Genomic DNA, 16,456 nt, shown 5'->3' with positions numbered 1-16,456 from the left:
CTTTAATTTACTTCACTTCCCACGCACTGCAGGGCGGCGGCGATGACTTGATGCATGTCATAGTAACGGTAGTGTCCGAGACGGCCGCCGAAGATAACCTGACCTTCTTGGTCAGCTAATTTCTTGTATTCCTTGTAGAGGTGGTTGTTGCGATCGTTGTTGACGGGATAGTAGGGTTCATCTCCACGGCTCCATGTCTTAGAATGTTCCTTGGTGATGATGGTTTTAGGCTGAGTACCAAATTCAAAATGCTTGTGCTCAATGATCCGTGTGTACGGTGTCTCTGCATCCGTATAGTTGACCACCGCATTGCCCTGATAATTTTCCATATCGAGGGTTTCTGTCTCAAAGCGCAGGCTGCGGTATTCCAGCTCACCAAGTTGGTAATCAAAGAACTGATCAATCATACCAGTAAAGACAATCTTAGGGAAGTTTACCAAGTATTGATCCTTCTCAGCAAAAAAATCAACACCTGTCTCCACATCAATATTGTCATGATTCAGCATCTTCTCAACAATCTGGGTGTAGCCCCCGATTGGGATCCCCTGATAGGTATCATTGAAGTAGTTATTGTCATAGGTCAGGCGCACCGGCAGACGACGGATGATAAAGGCAGGGAGTTCCGTCGTTGGCTTGCCCCATTGTTTTTCTGTGTAGTCCTTGATGAGCTTTTCGTAGATATCGGTGCCGACAAGAGAAATGGCTTGCTCCTCAAGATTTTCAGGAGTTTTACCATTTAGAACAGCACGTTGTTCCTCAATCTTAGCTTGCGCCTCTGCTGGTGTCACCACTCCCCAGAGCTTGTTGAAGGTATTCATATTGAAAGGAAGGTTATAAATCTCACCTTTATAATTAGCAATGGGACTGTTGGTGTAGCGGTTAAACTCTGCAAACTGGTTGACATAATCCCAAATTTCCTTGTCAGACGTATGGAAGATATGAGCCCCGTACTCATGTACTTGGATCCCTTCCACTTCCTTGGTATAGATATTTCCAGCGATATGGTCGCGCTTTTCAATGACTTTGACTCTCTTACCCTTGAGGGCCGCTTCGTGGGCAAAGACAGCCCCAAACAAACCCGCACCAACAACTAAATAATCATATTGTGACATCGTATTCTCTCTCTTACTTAAAAATCATTTCATCTACTATGATAATCTCTTGACAAAAGGAAGCAAGCTCCTAAAAGTGATTGCTTTTTAAAAGCTGGCTCCGTATTTCTTACCAAAGAACTTGGCTTGCAAGAAGGACAGCCCCTTCTTCCACAGGTTGACCTTTTCCATGTAGATAAAGGGCACTTCTTTAACTGTGAGATCCTGCTTATCCAACCAGACATTGAAGAGGATCTCACTGACTCGGCCGAAGAGACGGGCTTCAAAGGCTGTTAAAACCTTGGTATCAATCCTTTGGTAGAGCTCTTGCAAGATCGGGAAAAGCCAAGCACAGTAGGCATCCGAATTTGCCTTAGACATCAGATACATATTAAACATATAACCTGAGCGCTGCTGCATGACACGGTCAAAGGCCGCCAGATAATCCGGCTGAATTTTCTCGATAATGGCCCTTGCCTCATCCAAATGCCCCCCGTCAAAGGTGTGGTCATAGTGGGAATAAAGGGTTTCAATGTAATATTTACGACGTTTAGGAACAATGACATCAGCCTGATCCAAGAGCCTCACGCAGTCAGCCTGCGTGAGAATGGCCTGATTGATATCCAGACCTTCCTTGTAACGCACCCCATCTTTAGCAAAATACCGCCGATAGTGTACCAGCCCCAGATAATCACAATCCAGATTCTTCCAAGCCCAGTAAAGGCCCGTCAATTCACAGAAATAAGGATTGAGTTCAGAGATATTATCGCCGGTATTATCCGGAGTATAGCCGATAGGCGCTTTTCCTTGAGCACCCACATGCACGGGCAGGTAGAGCCGGCTATCGTCGGGCATGACAAAAGACTTGTGGGTCGCTACGATAAGTTGAATGTTCTTCACCTTGTCTCCTTGTTCTTATTTTTTATAATAACTAACGAAATACAGCAAGAAGGCATCCTTGAGCAGGAAGCTGACGAGCAGATAAACCAAGCCAAAAACCGCTGCTGATGCCACTAACACCAGAAAGCTGGACAAACTGGTTAAGCAGCTAGCGTAGAGCATACAGGCAGCTAAACTCGCTAAAACAGTAGCCAAGATATTTTTATAGATCCGAACCTGAGGCAATACCTCTTTCAAGAAATCTCTTAGGACAAAAATCTGATAGGCAACAACAAAAAATTCAGCTACCAGCGTGCCAAATGCAGCCCCTGCTGCCCCGAATCTCGGAATAGCCATAACATTGATGATCAAATCAACAAAAGCTCCGAGGATAACCGATTTCAGCACCTGATTTTCCCGCTCCATAGGAACCAGAATTTGGATGCCTAAAAGATTAGATAGACCGATGAAAAAGAGGGTCGGCATAATGAGCTGCATAGGCAGAACAGAGCCAGCATAATCCGGTCCAGATAAGAAATCAATGCCCTGTTTAGCAAAGAGAGTAAAGTAGGCCCAGAGGGGAATGGCAATAAACCCAATAAACTGCAAGGAGCGCACGGTCAAAACTCTGAACTCCTCCTTCTTACCATGCTTGACATAGTAAGAGAGACGAGGCAGGAGGACACTTCCCATAGACGTCACTAAGCTGACCAAAATCGTCTTAATCTTGACCGAAGCATTGTAATAACCGACGGCTGTATCATTCTTCATAAAGCCCAGCATGACCGAATCCAAATTGGTATAGATGGTAGTCGCTACTGTCATCATAAAGAAACTGAAAATCGGCTGAATATGCTGCTTGAGATCCATGCCACTGTACCACTTGAGATTGAGGTACTTGCGCAAATTGATAAAGTTAAAGAAATTAGACCCAACACTAGCCAAAATGGTAATAGCACCGTAGAGGACATAGTCTCCTCTTTGGCGTACCACCAGAAACATAAGAACCAGCGAGACAAATTTCAAAGCGACAGAACGAACAGTGATGTAGGTATACTGCTCTAAGGCCTTGTAGAGCCACTCACAGCCAATCAGATTGAATACCAGCGTAGCAATATTAATCATAAAGAGGGTACGATCCTGAGCCATCCTCGGAACAGCCATAATGGCCATGATATAAGTCACCAAGGATAAGGTCATAGCCACAGTGTTGATGACCATAATTTCCTGAACCGTCTTAGACAGTTTATCCTTATCATCGCGCACCTTGGCACAAGCCCGAATCCCATAGGTTGGAATACCCAGCATCCCCACCATAGCAAAATAAGACACGATAGAGGTGGCAAAGGCTACCTTACCAGTCCCGACAGGCATCAAGACCCGAGAGACATAAGGAAACGTTATCAGAGGAAAAATAATATTAGAAATCGTCAGCAGGAAGTTCATGATGATGTTCATCTGAACAGAAACTTTTTTCTGAACCATCAGCAATTCCCCAATCCCTTCACAACAAAAAGTCTACACATCAATGAGCTCCTTCTCCCCGAAACACCTGCTTGATCGTTAAAAAGAAAATTTTAACATCTAAGCCAAAGGAAAAATTTCGCTGATAATAGAGCTCCAATTCACAACGCTCTGGATAATGGACATCACTGCGCCCAGAAACTTGCCACCAACCAGTCGCTCCTGGCTTAACAGACAAGAGCTTTTTTTGCTCCCGCTCAGTATATTCTTCTAATTCCGCTGCTAAAATCGGCCGCGGTCCAATCAGACTCATATCTCCTTTGAGAATATTGATAAACTGGGGAAATTCATCCAAGCTCGTTTTACGAATGAAGGCGCCAATCTTAGTCAGGCGAGGATCTTGGCCTTCCGGAAACTTATATCCGTGAGCAACGTAGGTTTGATAAAGTTTTTCGTCCCTCTCCAAGAGCTCCTCAGCATTAACCACCATGGATCGAAACTTCATAATCTTAAAGCTTTTGCCATGTAAGCCCATCCGCTCCTGTCTGAAAATGATAGGGCCCCTATCTTTTCCAAAAAGGTAAAAGACAGCAATAATCAAAGCCAAGGGCACGAAAAAAACAACCGTCCCAACCAGGCCGACTAAAATATCCAATAAACGCTTGATAAATCGACTGTAAATACTCGTTTGAACTTTGTGTTTATAGGTTCTACCATTGAACACAGGAACATCTCTCCATCTAAATTCTACTCTTCCGTTTAAAGACACGGATGTATCTTCAATCGCTCTCCCAAATAGCTTAAAACACACGATAAAGTAGCTTAATTTTATCATTTTTAGACTTCTATTTCAATGGTGTTAACTTAAAATGTCAGCCCTTGTAAAGCTTCTTAACTTTTCTTTAAGAGCACACTCAAAAAGCGGACTGAGCATCAATACCACTCAATCCACCTTGACTATCAAACCTCTCAAAGAGATGAGTATTTTAAACTGCACTCTAGATAGCATAAACCGACCTTGCTATTAACATATCAAGCCAGCCAGAACAACGAGTCCTATGCTCAACCGCTACGTCAAACTGCTCTATCTTATATCATAAAGTTAAATAGGAGGCAAGACTTTTGTTCCATTCTCAACAGTACAAAAAGCTGAAATCAAGATACAAGAAGCATTTAAAAAACTGTATAAAAATAGCGCTTGATGTAAGGCCATTAACCGAAAGACTCAGGGTAAATCTTATCTATTATCTCAAAAACGTAGGCGTGTTGAATTTGCAATGATCTATCGCTTGATTTTAAAGCTATTAGCTTTTCGTTGACTACTAACACTACAGTCGGTATGAACCTTTATTTGTCGCCGGCCACTGTGAAGGGAGCATACAGCAATACCATGTTTGTCTGATTAAGCCCTTGTCAAAATATGCCGAAGCTGCACAGCACTTGGAGAAACAATCGGCAAAAAAGCTCCTTCATTCCAGCGACGGATAAAACCAGAGGCAGACCCTTTCAGATAACCTCTGCCGCCGCTTGCCTGCAATTCTAACAGTAAGCTGTCAGCGACAATATCAACAATATCAATACGCAGCTGAAAGAGCTGACGAGGATCTTCAATAAAGTCCTTTTCTGATTCCAGACCTGTAAACAGGCACTGCCGAAGAGCTGTCAGCTTGTCCTTGGTATCATCGTACTCCTGCTTAAGGACTGAACGATTGCTGCTTAGGCTTTGCGCTACCTCATCCAATGAGCGCTCTATTAAGCCAAAGGCCAGACCGAATTGATAGCCCAAAAATTCCGGACGCGTCTGAGCCAAAAAGCTTCTAGCATCACCAGATAGTATCCAACGATCATCCAAAGGCACATTATCAAAGCTTAAGGCTGCCGTGTTAGAACCTTGCAGGGCTGCAAATTCTAAATCAGCTGACCGCGATAATCCAGCTGCTTCGGAAGGAATGACCAAAACGATAGGTTCTTTGCTGCTGTCTTCAAATTGAGCCGCAAAAACAGCCGCAAAACGATCTGAACGCAGATTCGTTACCCAAGGAAGCCTTCCTCTCAGATAGTATTTCCCATCTTGTTCTACCAAGGTAACATTGAGCTCTTCAATCTTTGATAGAAATTTAGTAGCATTTGACAGAGCTGTTCCGGCGGCCAGCTTCCCTGTCAATAAATCCGGCAGCCAAGACTTTTTCAGGAGGTCATTGCTACTAGCAAGAAGCATTTCAATAAAGGTCCGATGGCCCCACGATATAAAGGAAGCCGTCAGTGAATGCTGAGCCAGCTCTGACAAAAATTCGACGACTTCTGTCTTGCTGCCGCCTTGACCGCCATAGATTTCAGGCACCGCAATACCAAAAACACCTTCTGCTGCAATGCGCTCCAAGAGCTGATCAGCCAGTTCACCGGATTCTTTGTCAATCTGATCGGCATGGGCATCCAGCCAAGTTATAAATTTTTCTGAAAAGTAAGCCATCGTCATCCCCCCCTTTTTCCTCATGCGGAATTATTTTGCATATTGCTGCAATTCTGGATTAATCGGTGTATCCGCCATATTATTAGCATAATTGCAGAGCGATGCTAGGCTAACCCCTAAGACAACATCAAGAGCATTTTCTCGAGTATAGCCCGCCTCCAAAAAATCAGCAAAGGCTTCATCTCCGACACGTCCCTTGGTGTTAATCACGGCAATGGTAAATTTAGCCAGCGTATCCAGCTTGGGATCGCTGTCGATAGGCGTACTGTTGCGCAGCGCTTCCAAAAGATCCGGGGACATTTGAATTTGCTTAATCGAAAAGGCCGTGTGACCGGCGACACAAAAGGCACAGCCATTAGTTACAGCCGCAGTAATCTGAACAACCTCCCTCTCTGTCGGTGTCAGAGAATTGCGGCGGTTAATAGCTCCAACAGTGCGGTAAGTTTCCAGTGCTGTCGGTGCATTGGCCAATAACCCGATAAGATTAGGAATATAACCGCCGTTATCCTTTTCAACCGCGCGCAGGGTTTCTTTGACTTCCTCAGGTGCAGTGTCGATGGTATGTATAGTAAATTTAGACATAAAATAACCTCGATTCTTTTGATATTGCTGATAGGATACCATCTCCCGCGCACTCTGCATAGTCTAAATTTTTTATGGTCAGCCATAAACAATCTATATGGCAAATATGAGGAGAAGTATTCAGAAAATAAGCAATATACAGTATACCCATCTCGAGAAACAGAAAAAAGCCTCCCCGCAAAATAACGAGGAGACTTTGGTATTTCATTGCCTTAACACTAACACGAAAAGGCTTTTAAATTCGGCTTTCTGTTTTAAACAATCAGTAAATGATTATTTAAGAGTAACAGTAGCTCCAGCTTCTTCAAGTTTAGCCTTAAGTTCTTCAGCTTCTGCTGCTGCAACGCCTTCTTTAAGAACAGATGGTGCGTTATCAACAAGACCTTTAGCTTCTTTAAGACCTTCGCCTGTGATTTCACGAACAACTTTGATAACAGCAACTTTCTTGTCGCCGCCAGCAGTCAATTCGATATCGAATGAATCTTTAGCTGCAGCTTCTTCTCCGCCAGCAGCACCAGCAGCAGCTACAGGAGCAGCTGCAGTTACGCCAAATTCTTCTTCGATAGCTTTTACAAGGTCGTTCAATTCAAGGATTGACGCTTCTTTAATTTCAGCAATAATGTTTTCAATGTTCAATGCCATTGTGATTTCCTCCAAAAATTTTATTGTTTAATGGTTTGCAGCACTAGGCTGCGTCTGAAAAGCGACTGATGATACTTATGCCACTTCGTCTTTGCTGTCGGCAACAGCCTTGACAGCGTAAGCAACGTTGCGTACAGGCGCTTGAAGCACAGAAAGGAGCATAGAAAGCATACCTTCGCGGTTTGGCAGAGCAGCCAGAGCTTTGATTTCTTCGACTGAAGAAACAGCACCCTCAACGGCACCACCCTTAATTTCAAGTGCTTCAGCTTCTTTAGCAAAATCGTTGATGATTTTTGCTGGGGCTACGACGTCTTCGTTTGAGAAGGCTACAGCAGATGGTCCAACAAAAAGGTCCTTCATATCGTCAAGACCTGCTTTTTCAGCAGCACGAGTCAAGATTGAGTTTTTAATGACTTTAAATTCAACACCAGATTCACGAAGTGAACGGCGAAGATTGGTGTCTTGCTCAACTGTCAGACCGCGTGAGTCAACGACAACGATAGACGCAGCAGCTTTCATTTTTTCAGCAACTGCATCAACCAATTCAGCTTTTTTAGCAATAACAGCTTCACTCATTAAGTTTTACCTCCGTTTTTATTTTGTCTGGAAACGAAAAAATCGCATCCAAACCTAGACACGAAAGTACAAATACGTTTATAGACTAGCCAAGCAAGTTGGCCAAGATTTTACGTTTTTGTGCCTCGGCAGGATGTTTATGAGTTGAACTCCCCTGCTGTCTTAGGTCGGTTTTCTTAAAACCGTAACTATATTAACATGCCAATACATTCCTGTCAAGACTTTTATTTTAAGTAGCTGGCACTTTTCTTTATGACGGCTCACCTGTATAAATACAAGATAGCATGTGTTATGGGGAGTAGCTTACCTTTGTAACATACTAACGTTGAAGTTTGCGTGAGGAGATGAAAACTCCTATAAGATTTGATATGATGATAATAAATTTATTACGAAAGGTATTCATCATGAAACAAAAACGCATCTGGATAGTCGTTGGTCTAGTTATGCTGGGGATTGTCATGCGCTCACCATTTACCACTATCCCAACTATATTATCTAATATCGCTAAGAGTTTGGAGGTCCCTGTTAGCTCTTTGGGAGCTTTAACCTCCATACCGCTGTTGATGTTTGCCTTCTTTTCATCCTTGGCCCCTAAGCTGGCCCAGCGCTTTGGCCTAGAGCGCTTGATGGCAGTCATCTTGTTTCTTATGGCGATAGGCTCTGCCCTACGGGTTATTGCTCTACCGACTCTCTACCTAGGAACAGTGGTCGTCGGGGCTACTATTGCCTGTGTCAATGTCCTTTTGCCTAGTATCGTGGCTCGCTATTTCCCGCATAAGGTTGGGATTTATACGACTCTTTACACCAGCGTTATGGGCTTATCATCTACAATTTTTACCTCATTGGCTTCTCCTATCACTCACATCATCCGTTGGCGCGGCTTTATTCTTTGCCTATCTGCTATCGTTTTATTGGCCTTTATCCTATGGCTGCCTAATGTCAGCAAAAATGCTCAAGTCCAAATGGAGACTAAGACAGCAGAGCCTTCCCAGCAAAATCTCTGGACAAATAAATATGCCTTAGCCCTTTTGATTTTTGGTGGCTTGCAATCGCTGCTTTTTTATACCGAGATGACCTGGCTTCCTACCTTGTCTCAGGCCGCTGGTTTCTCAGCCAGTCAGGCTGGATCACTCCTAGGGCTCTACAATCTGGTTAGTCTGCCTATGTCTTTGACAATCCCAAATCTGGTTACAAGTCAAAAGAGTCAGCAGCGCACTTGGACCATGTTAGGATTTGCCGGTTTGACCTTTCTTGGGATTGCTATTCTCCTTTCTGCTCCAAAAACCTATTTCTTTTGGGCTCTTGGGCATGTCAGCCTAGGATTATCCGTCGCGGCTTTATTTCCCTATATGCTCGTTAGTTTCAATCTTAAAACGACCACAGCTCAAAACACCGCACGCTTATCAGGTATGGTGCAAACAGGCGGCTACCTTTTAGCAGCCATCGGTCCATTCCTCCTGGGATATAGTCAAGAACTTTTTGGATCTTGGGAGGCTCTGCTCTGGATTTTAGCGCTAATGGCTGGGATAATGGGACTTTCCTTGGTAGCTTTTGAAAAGACTGATAGCATTTTATAAAATGAAGCAGTGAGGCTGAGATAAGAAGAGTTTCATTGCTGCTTGATACAAAAAACGAACAAAATTAGAATTCTCATCATTGGAAATCTAGCTTTGTTCGTTTTTTAATCTTGTTGTCGGACTTTTATACATCATCTTCACAGGTGAGAGCACAGCCCTCATGACTGTCCGCCCCCCCCTCCTAATAGTAAGGATAGAAGATACTAGAATGTAAATAGACTTAACAGCCAACAGCCTATCTTAAGCGACTGGATAGGATTTGAATATCGCTCGGTCTGGTCCGGCAGCAGCCACCGACCACTTTGGCTCCCAGCTTCTGCCATTCCAACGTATTTTCCAAGAGGGTGTGTGAATGGTCTGGATCCTTGGTCCAAGTCTGACTAGCGCCATCGTAGACCTCACCAGAGTTAGGATAGGTTACCAAAGGTTTCTGGCTATAGTTCCTCAGCCCCTGCAAAAAACTTGGGTAAACACTGGGAGAACTGCAATTGAGACCAAGTGCTAAAATCTGCCGACTGTCATCAACTAGAGGAGCTACTTCTGCAATAGGCGTTCCATCTGAAATAGACAAACCGTCTTGAGAAGTAAAGCTCATATAAGCTTCCATGCCCGGAAATTCGCTAGCCAACAAGTCGACCAGAGCCTGAACTTCTAGAAGATTAGGTATCGTTTCTAAAGCCAGCAAGTCCACTCCCTGATCCTGCAAAATAGCTATCCGAGGGCGATGAAAGTCCATCAGTTCTTTCTTGGTGACAGAGCCATAGGCACCGGTATACTCTGAACCATCAGCCAAATAAGCAGCATAAGGACCGATATCTCCAGAGATTAAAGGATAGGGACGCTTAGCCTGTTCTTCTCCTGCCAGTTCAGACCAGACTTGATCTCGGGCAGCCTTGGCAATACTGACTGTTGAAGCGATAACCGCCTTAGCTTCCTCTTCAGACAAGCCATATTCTTCAAGTCCCGGTAAGGTTGCTTGATAGGAGGCCGTAGTGACAATGTCACTGCCTGCCCGCAAATAAGTTTCGTGAATATCTTGAATAGCCTGTGGATCTTCCAAAAGGTACTTGGCTGACCAGAGTTTACCAGAGACATCATAACCACGGTACTCCAACTCTGTTCCCAAAGCCCCATGCAAAATCAGGTTGTCTTGACTGGTCAATAAATCCTTAAATCTTCCCATGAATTTTCCTCCTCAAAACAATGATTCGAACTGTTATCAAAACTTTTTATAACGCCAATAATGATAAAGGTAACAGAAAGCAACAAAAGGAAGGCCGAAATATAGCCCAGCCCGCTGCTCCTTATCCCAAGCAATGCCGATGATAGACAGGCCTAAAAGAATAATAGTGATATAAGGCAAAATAGGATTAAAAGGCGTTTTATAGTCCAGGTCACTGTCGCTGTGATCTTTGAGCCAAACCTTGCGGAAATTTATCTGAGAAACCGGAATGGATAACCAGACTGCAACCACGGCAAAACCGGCAATAGAGACCAAAGCCAGATAGACCGTTGAGGCTGCATAGAAACTAGCAAAGAGCGACAAACCAGCCCCCAGCATAGACAGTAACATCGCCCGCATAGGAACACCGTGTTTATTGATTTTGACGACCCGCTTATCCAACATGCCTTCGTTAGCCAGTGACCAGAGCATCCGGCTGGAAGCATAGAGACCGGAATTCCCGGCCGACAGAATAGCCGTCAGGATGACGAAATTCATAATATCACCAGCATAAGGAATACCCATCTTGTCAAAGACCAGCACAAACGGTGCATCTGTTACACCCGCTTCTTTCATAGGCAAAAGGGAAGCTAAAACTAGAATAGTCAGGACAAAAAAGATAACCAAACGGCCGATAGTCGTCTTGATAGCCTTTGGTACAGCCTCCTTTGGATTGTCCGTTTCCCCCGCTGCAATCCCGATCAGCTCAGTTCCTGAAAAGGCATAGTTGACATTGAGCATGACAGAAATCACTGCAATAAAACCTTTTGGAAAGGCACCTTGAGCCGTTAGATTCTCAAAGAGAACAGGATGATGGTGCCCATTGAAAGAAACCAAGCCCAGCATGGCTCCCAAGCCTAGCGCAATAAAAACGACAATAGCTAGTACTTTAATACTAGAAAAGAACGATTCTGTCTCAGCAAAGGATCGCACTGAAAGGGCATTGATAGCAAAAACAACTAAGGCAAAGAAAGCCGCCGATATCCAAGCTGGTATGGAAATCCAGCGTTCAACCAGCATACCAGCTGCGAGGAACTCTGTCCCTAAGGCCACCGTCCAACAAATCCAATAGAGCCAGGCTACCGTAAAACCAGTCCCCGGACTAATAAATTTAGTAGCATAAGTGTGAAAAGAGCCTGTCACCGGCATAGCTACTGCCAGCTCCCCTAAGGAGAGCATGACCAGATAGACCACTACCGCCCCTACTAAATAAGACAGCACAGCGCCCAGTGGCCCTGCTTGGGCAATGGTATAGCCTGAACTCAGGAACAATCCAGTCCCAATAACCCCACCTAGGGAGAGCATAAAGAGATGGCGACTGGTCATCTTACGCTGAAATTTTCCTTGGTTTTCAAAATTATGATTGTCCATACTACCTCCAAGTAACAAATTACTATCTATGATAACACGAATCAGCAGCCCTTAGGACATAGTTATTTTCTATGAAGTCATATAAAAAATTAATTGGGCAGTTTTGATTGGTGCCAGTGAGTTTCTAGTTTTTAATTTACATAAATATATTTACGCTCATAAAAGAAAAACAGAAATAAGTGGAAGCTAGGATCTTTATCAGCCACCAGCTTAGCTAGTGGTTTTCTTGTTTTTCTCTCTGAGAAAAACTGGCTGGAAATCATAAACAAAAAGCCAACCTTAGCGGTCAGCCCTTTAAAACCTGATTTATAGATTTTTAGCTCACTTATTTTTAATAGGAGAGCTTTTTTCATATCCTAGGTAGCGTTGCCAATTCCAGATTGGTCAAAACGATGGTGGCTGTCCGCAAAGGTCGTATTAACCGTAAACGGAAAATACTGGTCGTCAACTGGTACCAAAAGAACAAGGGCGTTATCATTAATAAAGTGATAATAGGTCTTTTGCCAGAGATCTGTATGCGGTGCTGTGGTCATCTCCATGGTATCCGCGTTATAACTGACATCTACTAACTGATCTGTTCAAATAAAATTTTTTGACTCAAATGTTTTCATAAGCCCATCTCCAATTAATCATCATTGAAAATAGGACGGCTCCCAAAGATAAGGACTGCCAATCAACTACTACGTCAATCTGGTAACTCTAGAACCATGCTAACGAGTTTGGATTTTTGCCCTAGACTCTTCCTAGTTTAGCCTATCACAAAAAAAAACAAGACCTACATCCTGTGGACGGAAATTGACCGCCAAACTTAAAATGTAGGACTGAATCAGATCCGACTTGCAAGAACTGATCGTCTGCGATACGCAACTATGTACCCGCTCATGTGGCACTGTCGGTGTTGTCGTCTTGATCTTGGCGGCTTTCTTCATAAATTTTTTCAACCTGCTTGTCATATTCTTTTTTCAGTTGGGATTGCTCCTCATCCAATTCAGCTATTTCTTTCTGAAACTTTGATTTGAAATCATCGGTATTAATATCCATTTGATATAAATGACCTTTTGCTTCTGGAGACAGTTCCATTTCACGCTTTAAAGTGGCTTGGTAAACTTGTTCTTTCAAGTCGTCTGTTACCTGCATAAAACGCTGGTAATCCTCTTCTAAACTGTCTCGTTTGCTTTGAATAACCCTTAAATCACTTTCATATTGGTCATCAAGTTCTCTAATCTTATTATTAATCGTCACCATTGCATCCCCTAACTAATCGGATTTTCCAAGGTAGGCTTAGGAAGCTGGGTGAGAAAATCCGATGCTGCCTGAGCTGCTTGGCCTTCTAATCCATCCGCAATGTTCTTTTTATAAGTTGAAGTATAAGTTTTCAAAGCTTTCGCATCTTTCTCTAGGCTTGATTTCAAGCTGGTTCCCTTACTTTTAATAGCAGAGGAGGCTGCTGAAACGATTGCCTTAATAGCCGCCCGTTCCTGCTTTTTTAGAAATTCTTCTAGATCAAATTCATCACTTTTTTTCTTTTTTGACATGTAGTTTTCCCCTATTTTTCGCTATTGTGAGAGATTGGCAAAAATATCTCCTGCCTGCTGAGCATCCACAGCTTCGATATTTTGCGCCGCATAAACTAGGTCAGAAGAAAAGGTGCTCAGTTTATTCTTATAGGTATCCAGCGCAGATTTATCGGCTTCTTCTGTCCCGTCATCCCAAACATTGGACATCTCTATCTCGGCCGTCAGCTCTTCAATCTCACTGTCGCTGAGGTGCGCCCCCAAGACTTTTGACGCGGCTATCGTTACCTCAGAAAGTACTTTCACTTCGTCCTTAACGTCACTGATATGCTTCTTGGCCGCTTCAACCTTATTCGTGACATCTTCTTCCGCCAGCTGGGTCGCCATGTACAGCAACTCGGTCCGAAGCAGGATCTTCTGTGCCCCTGTCGCATGTTTTATCTTATCGTGAAAACTGCTGATATTATCCCTATCCCATTTGATGCCTTCTTTTTGAGCCTTTTTGACAATAGCCTTATACTCTGAATTAAAATCACTGATGACTTTAGCTGCCTCTGCAACGCTGATGCCTAGCGTGGCAGCCAAACTGGTGTTAGAAATCCCATTCTTTATCATTTCCATAATGGCTGAGGCGAAGGAGGGATCGACGTCTTTGCCAAGCAGTTGGTTCAGACACTTTTTCTCCAGCTTGGCTAAATCATGACCGGCTTTTAAGAGTTCGGGATGATAATGTTTAGAAGCTACTAAGGGAGCCCCATGACTGTCAATTTGAAAGGCGCCAAAATCATGGGAAGAGTGGTCCCCATCAAATGTTTTCGTATACTTGCTGGGAACAATCACTTTGACGTTCCCGAACTGGTCTTTCCAAGGCTTGTCCCGATTGAGCATGCTCACAATATCAAAGGGATTGACATAATAGGTCACATGTTTTCCCGCCTCTTGAATTTTTTTGTCAGAGACGCCGTCCATCTTTTTCAGACTGTCAGAGACATCGGGACCGTCAAAGAGGACGACCTTGCCAACATGACCCAGCTCATCATAGCTAAGATTAGCGACTGCCTGAGCGGAGACGATGGTTCCCAGTGAGTGTCCTGTCACATTCATCTTGGCTTTAGGAGAGACCTCTTTTAGTTCTGCGATCTTGACCTTCATAGCCTTGTTGGCTAACTTAGCTTGCGGGATATACTGACCCGTTACCGCAAACTTAGCATCGTTACCGATCCAGTCATTGAGGGTATCCATCCCCATCCCATCACTGCCGCGAACAACAAAGTAAGTGTTTTTGGTTGAGCTGTCAATCTTCTCCGTATCCGAGACATAGTAAGCATTGAAGCCTGCCTTTTCGTCCGTCAGGAGACCCTTTTGATAAGACTTGCCAGTCTCATACTCCTCATCATGATAGCCGCCATTAGGATCGGGGACACGATAAGTCCCTTTCTCCTTCTCCGTATGAAGCGTTTCATCAGGCTGGAGGTAGAGCTCCGTTTTACTGGCGTTGGGATCGCTTTTATCGGGATAATTTCCTCCGGAAGTACCTTCGGTGACTTGACCTTTGTATTCTCCATCTTTTGAAAAATCAAACTTGACTGACTGCCCAGAATCCAGCCTTTTCTTTCTCCCGTCTGACTGTGATTCATACGGGAAGTTTGAAGGCCTTCCTGTGTATGCACTTTCAGCTAAAGAAGCATAAATATCATTAAAATTATCCAAGTTCCAGTTGCTCAAAGAAAATCACCTCCCACTGTCACATTTTGTCCTATACCAATACCGTTAATATCAATAGTATCATCATCATTCACAGGAACATCTACTCTCCAATCAGAATCCTCAATGTTATTGACTTTTCCAAAAATTAATATATTACCATTTTTCTGAAACATTCCTGGTTCTTCCCACTTTGTCTGCTTCCAGTCAATCTGAACGCTCTCAACCTTCGGATTCGACTTTTTGACTAAATCTATAATTTTCTGCTGGTGTTTTTTGAGGTAGGCTAACTGCCGTTCATGTGGTGTCATCTTTTCTTCTTGCTTCTTTTTCTCAGCTTCTTTTGCTTGTTGCTCTCGTTTGGCTTTGACAAAGGCTTCAAAGCGGCTGTTAAAATCATTGGCTACCATTAGAGTTCCTCCTATTCCTGCTAAAATGGCTAACGCTGCTAAACTAAACAAAGTTATCTTTGTTGACTTTTTCATAAGAGCCTCCTCATTTTTAACTTAGATGCTTCATCTCGGACCTTCCTGTACAGACTGACTGTACTATCATCATTAAGGGAAATACCAATCCCCAAACTAGAATCTTCAATATGGTTTATATCACCATGAATATTAATAATATTCTGATTCAAAAAGCCAACCTTAGCTCCATTTTGTATCCTACCAATTAATCTGAACCGATTCAATCTTAGGTCTCTGTGATTTAACAAAGTCCACAATCTCCTGTTGGTATTCTTTGACATAAGCCAATTGCTGCTTCTTAACCGCCTTTTCATCATCCTGTTCCTAAAATTGTTATTAATGCTACCTCAGTGCTTTTCTTCACAAAACCTCCTAATAGGTAGTTCGTTCTAGATTTATTCATAAATCTCCCAAACATCACCTCTTAAAATATGCGGAGGATTTAGCATACCAATATTTTTAATATCTGGTAAAGATTCTTCTGAATCTAAATAAAAATCTAAAACAATGAATGTATCATCAATATGGTTAAATGTTCCACTAATAGATAAGTAATAGTCACCACCTTGTGGAGTTCCGTTACCAGCTTGATCGACAGTCATCGTTGACCAATCAATTTGAACCGACTCAATCGTCGGATATTCAGATTTTACAAAATCCACAATTTCCTGCTCATGTTCCTTAAGATAAGCCAGCTGCTTTGCCTTGGTCGTCTTCTCTTCTTCTCGCTGCTTTTTCTCAGCTTCCTTTATATCTTGGGCTAGTTTGGCTTTGCCAAAGGCCTGATAACGACTGCTAATAACTCTGACTGCGATCAGATTGCCTCCTATTCCTGCTAAAATGGCTAACGCTGCTAGACTGATTAATGTGATCTTGGTGCTTTTCTTCATAAAAGCC

The 16,456-nt window shown here is 43.3% G+C and carries 17 protein-coding genes, 2 pseudogenes and 1 other annotated feature; of the genes and pseudogenes, 1 reads left to right on the top strand and 18 read right to left on the bottom strand.

Translation table 11 applies throughout. The features are described 5' to 3' along the window. Positions 1-2: 2 nt before the first annotated feature. The 8 genes from glf to rplJ all read right to left on the bottom strand — a co-directional run bounded on the left by glf (position 3) and on the right by rplJ (position 7,704). A complete protein-coding gene (gene glf / locus STRCR_RS06740; RefSeq protein WP_004226511.1) occupies positions 3-1,112 on the bottom strand; it encodes a UDP-galactopyranose mutase in 1,110 nt (369 codons plus the stop codon). Between the two features lie 87 nt (positions 1,113-1,199). Beyond that, on the bottom strand, positions 1,200-1,991 hold the full coding sequence (locus tag STRCR_RS06735) for a DUF4422 domain-containing protein (protein WP_004225624.1): 792 nt from the start codon (positions 1,989-1,991) through the stop codon (positions 1,200-1,202). Positions 1,992-2,006: 15 nt separating this feature from the next. After that, positions 2,007-3,455 carry a flippase gene (locus tag STRCR_RS06730; protein WP_004226810.1) on the bottom strand — a complete coding sequence of 483 codons (1,449 nt, stop codon included), beginning with the start codon at positions 3,453-3,455 and terminating at the stop codon, positions 2,007-2,009. Between the two features lie 40 nt (positions 3,456-3,495). Next, positions 3,496-4,158 carry a sugar transferase gene (locus tag STRCR_RS06725; RefSeq protein ID WP_004229881.1) on the bottom strand — a complete coding sequence of 221 codons (663 nt, stop codon included), beginning with the start codon at positions 4,156-4,158 and terminating at the stop codon, positions 3,496-3,498. A gap of 678 nt (positions 4,159-4,836) precedes the next feature. Next, positions 4,837-5,904, bottom strand: a complete 1,068-nt coding sequence (locus STRCR_RS06720) for an acyl-CoA dehydrogenase family protein (RefSeq protein ID WP_040804932.1) — start codon at positions 5,902-5,904, stop codon at positions 4,837-4,839. Positions 5,905-5,934: 30 nt separating this feature from the next. Then, positions 5,935-6,486: a carboxymuconolactone decarboxylase family protein gene (locus STRCR_RS06715; protein ID WP_040804930.1), complete on the bottom strand. Its 552-nt coding sequence runs from the start codon at positions 6,484-6,486 to the stop codon at positions 5,935-5,937. A 273-nt stretch (positions 6,487-6,759) separates the two neighbouring features. Next, positions 6,760-7,128 carry a 50S ribosomal protein L7/L12 gene (gene rplL / locus STRCR_RS06710; protein WP_002262825.1) on the bottom strand — a complete coding sequence of 123 codons (369 nt, stop codon included), beginning with the start codon at positions 7,126-7,128 and terminating at the stop codon, positions 6,760-6,762. A gap of 75 nt (positions 7,129-7,203) precedes the next feature. Further along, entirely contained in the window at positions 7,204-7,704 is a 501-nt protein-coding gene (gene rplJ / locus STRCR_RS06705; RefSeq protein WP_004228562.1) for a 50S ribosomal protein L10, read from the bottom strand. A 26-nt stretch (positions 7,705-7,730) separates the two neighbouring features. Beyond that, positions 7,731-7,889, bottom strand: a sequence feature (ribosomal protein L10 leader region). 219 nt (positions 7,890-8,108) lie between these two features. Between rplJ and STRCR_RS06700 the strand changes: the two genes are divergently transcribed. Further along, on the top strand, positions 8,109-9,281 hold the full coding sequence (locus STRCR_RS06700; RefSeq protein ID WP_004229680.1) for an MFS transporter: 1,173 nt from the start codon (positions 8,109-8,111) through the stop codon (positions 9,279-9,281). A 235-nt stretch (positions 9,282-9,516) separates the two neighbouring features. Here STRCR_RS06700 and mmuM read toward each other — a convergent pair whose 3' ends face one another. The 10 genes and pseudogenes from mmuM to STRCR_RS06650 form a co-directional block, all read right to left on the bottom strand. After that, complete coding sequence (gene mmuM, locus STRCR_RS06695; RefSeq protein ID WP_004226509.1) at positions 9,517-10,464, bottom strand: homocysteine S-methyltransferase; 948 nt, start codon at positions 10,462-10,464, stop codon at positions 9,517-9,519. Between the two features lie 36 nt (positions 10,465-10,500). Continuing rightward, positions 10,501-11,874: an amino acid permease gene (locus STRCR_RS06690; RefSeq protein WP_004227644.1), complete on the bottom strand. Its 1,374-nt coding sequence runs from the start codon at positions 11,872-11,874 to the stop codon at positions 10,501-10,503. Positions 11,875-12,005: 131 nt separating this feature from the next. Then, on the bottom strand, positions 12,006-12,227 hold the full coding sequence (locus tag STRCR_RS06685; protein ID WP_004226310.1) for a hypothetical protein: 222 nt from the start codon (positions 12,225-12,227) through the stop codon (positions 12,006-12,008). 18 nt (positions 12,228-12,245) lie between these two features. After that, positions 12,246-12,413 (bottom strand): annotated as a pseudogene (locus STRCR_RS06680) (DUF1349 domain-containing protein); the annotation flags it as partial. Positions 12,414-12,753: 340 nt separating this feature from the next. Beyond that, entirely contained in the window at positions 12,754-13,119 is a 366-nt protein-coding gene (locus tag STRCR_RS06675; protein WP_004230046.1) for a hypothetical protein, read from the bottom strand. A gap of 8 nt (positions 13,120-13,127) precedes the next feature. Then, positions 13,128-13,409: a hypothetical protein gene (locus tag STRCR_RS06670; protein ID WP_004226084.1), complete on the bottom strand. Its 282-nt coding sequence runs from the start codon at positions 13,407-13,409 to the stop codon at positions 13,128-13,130. 21 nt (positions 13,410-13,430) lie between these two features. Next, on the bottom strand, positions 13,431-15,113 hold the full coding sequence (locus STRCR_RS06665) for a lipase family protein (protein WP_004227109.1): 1,683 nt from the start codon (positions 15,111-15,113) through the stop codon (positions 13,431-13,433). Beyond that, on the bottom strand, positions 15,110-15,577 hold the full coding sequence (locus STRCR_RS06660; protein WP_004228322.1) for a hypothetical protein: 468 nt from the start codon (positions 15,575-15,577) through the stop codon (positions 15,110-15,112). The genes STRCR_RS06665 and STRCR_RS06660 overlap by 4 nt, the downstream gene beginning before the upstream one ends. A gap of 183 nt (positions 15,578-15,760) precedes the next feature. After that, positions 15,761-15,874: pseudogene (locus STRCR_RS12555) on the bottom strand (lipoprotein BUG3); the annotation flags it as partial. A gap of 80 nt (positions 15,875-15,954) precedes the next feature. After that, entirely contained in the window at positions 15,955-16,449 is a 495-nt protein-coding gene (locus STRCR_RS06650) for a hypothetical protein (RefSeq protein WP_004225591.1), read from the bottom strand. Positions 16,450-16,456: the final 7 nt, after the last annotated feature.

The sequence above is a fragment of the Streptococcus criceti HS-6 genome (genome assembly GCF_000187975.2).
Lineage (GTDB): Bacteria > Bacillota > Bacilli > Lactobacillales > Streptococcaceae > Streptococcus > Streptococcus criceti.
The sequence above is the reverse complement of the archived record's forward strand: the minus strand, read 5'-3'. Positions and strand labels throughout refer to the sequence as shown.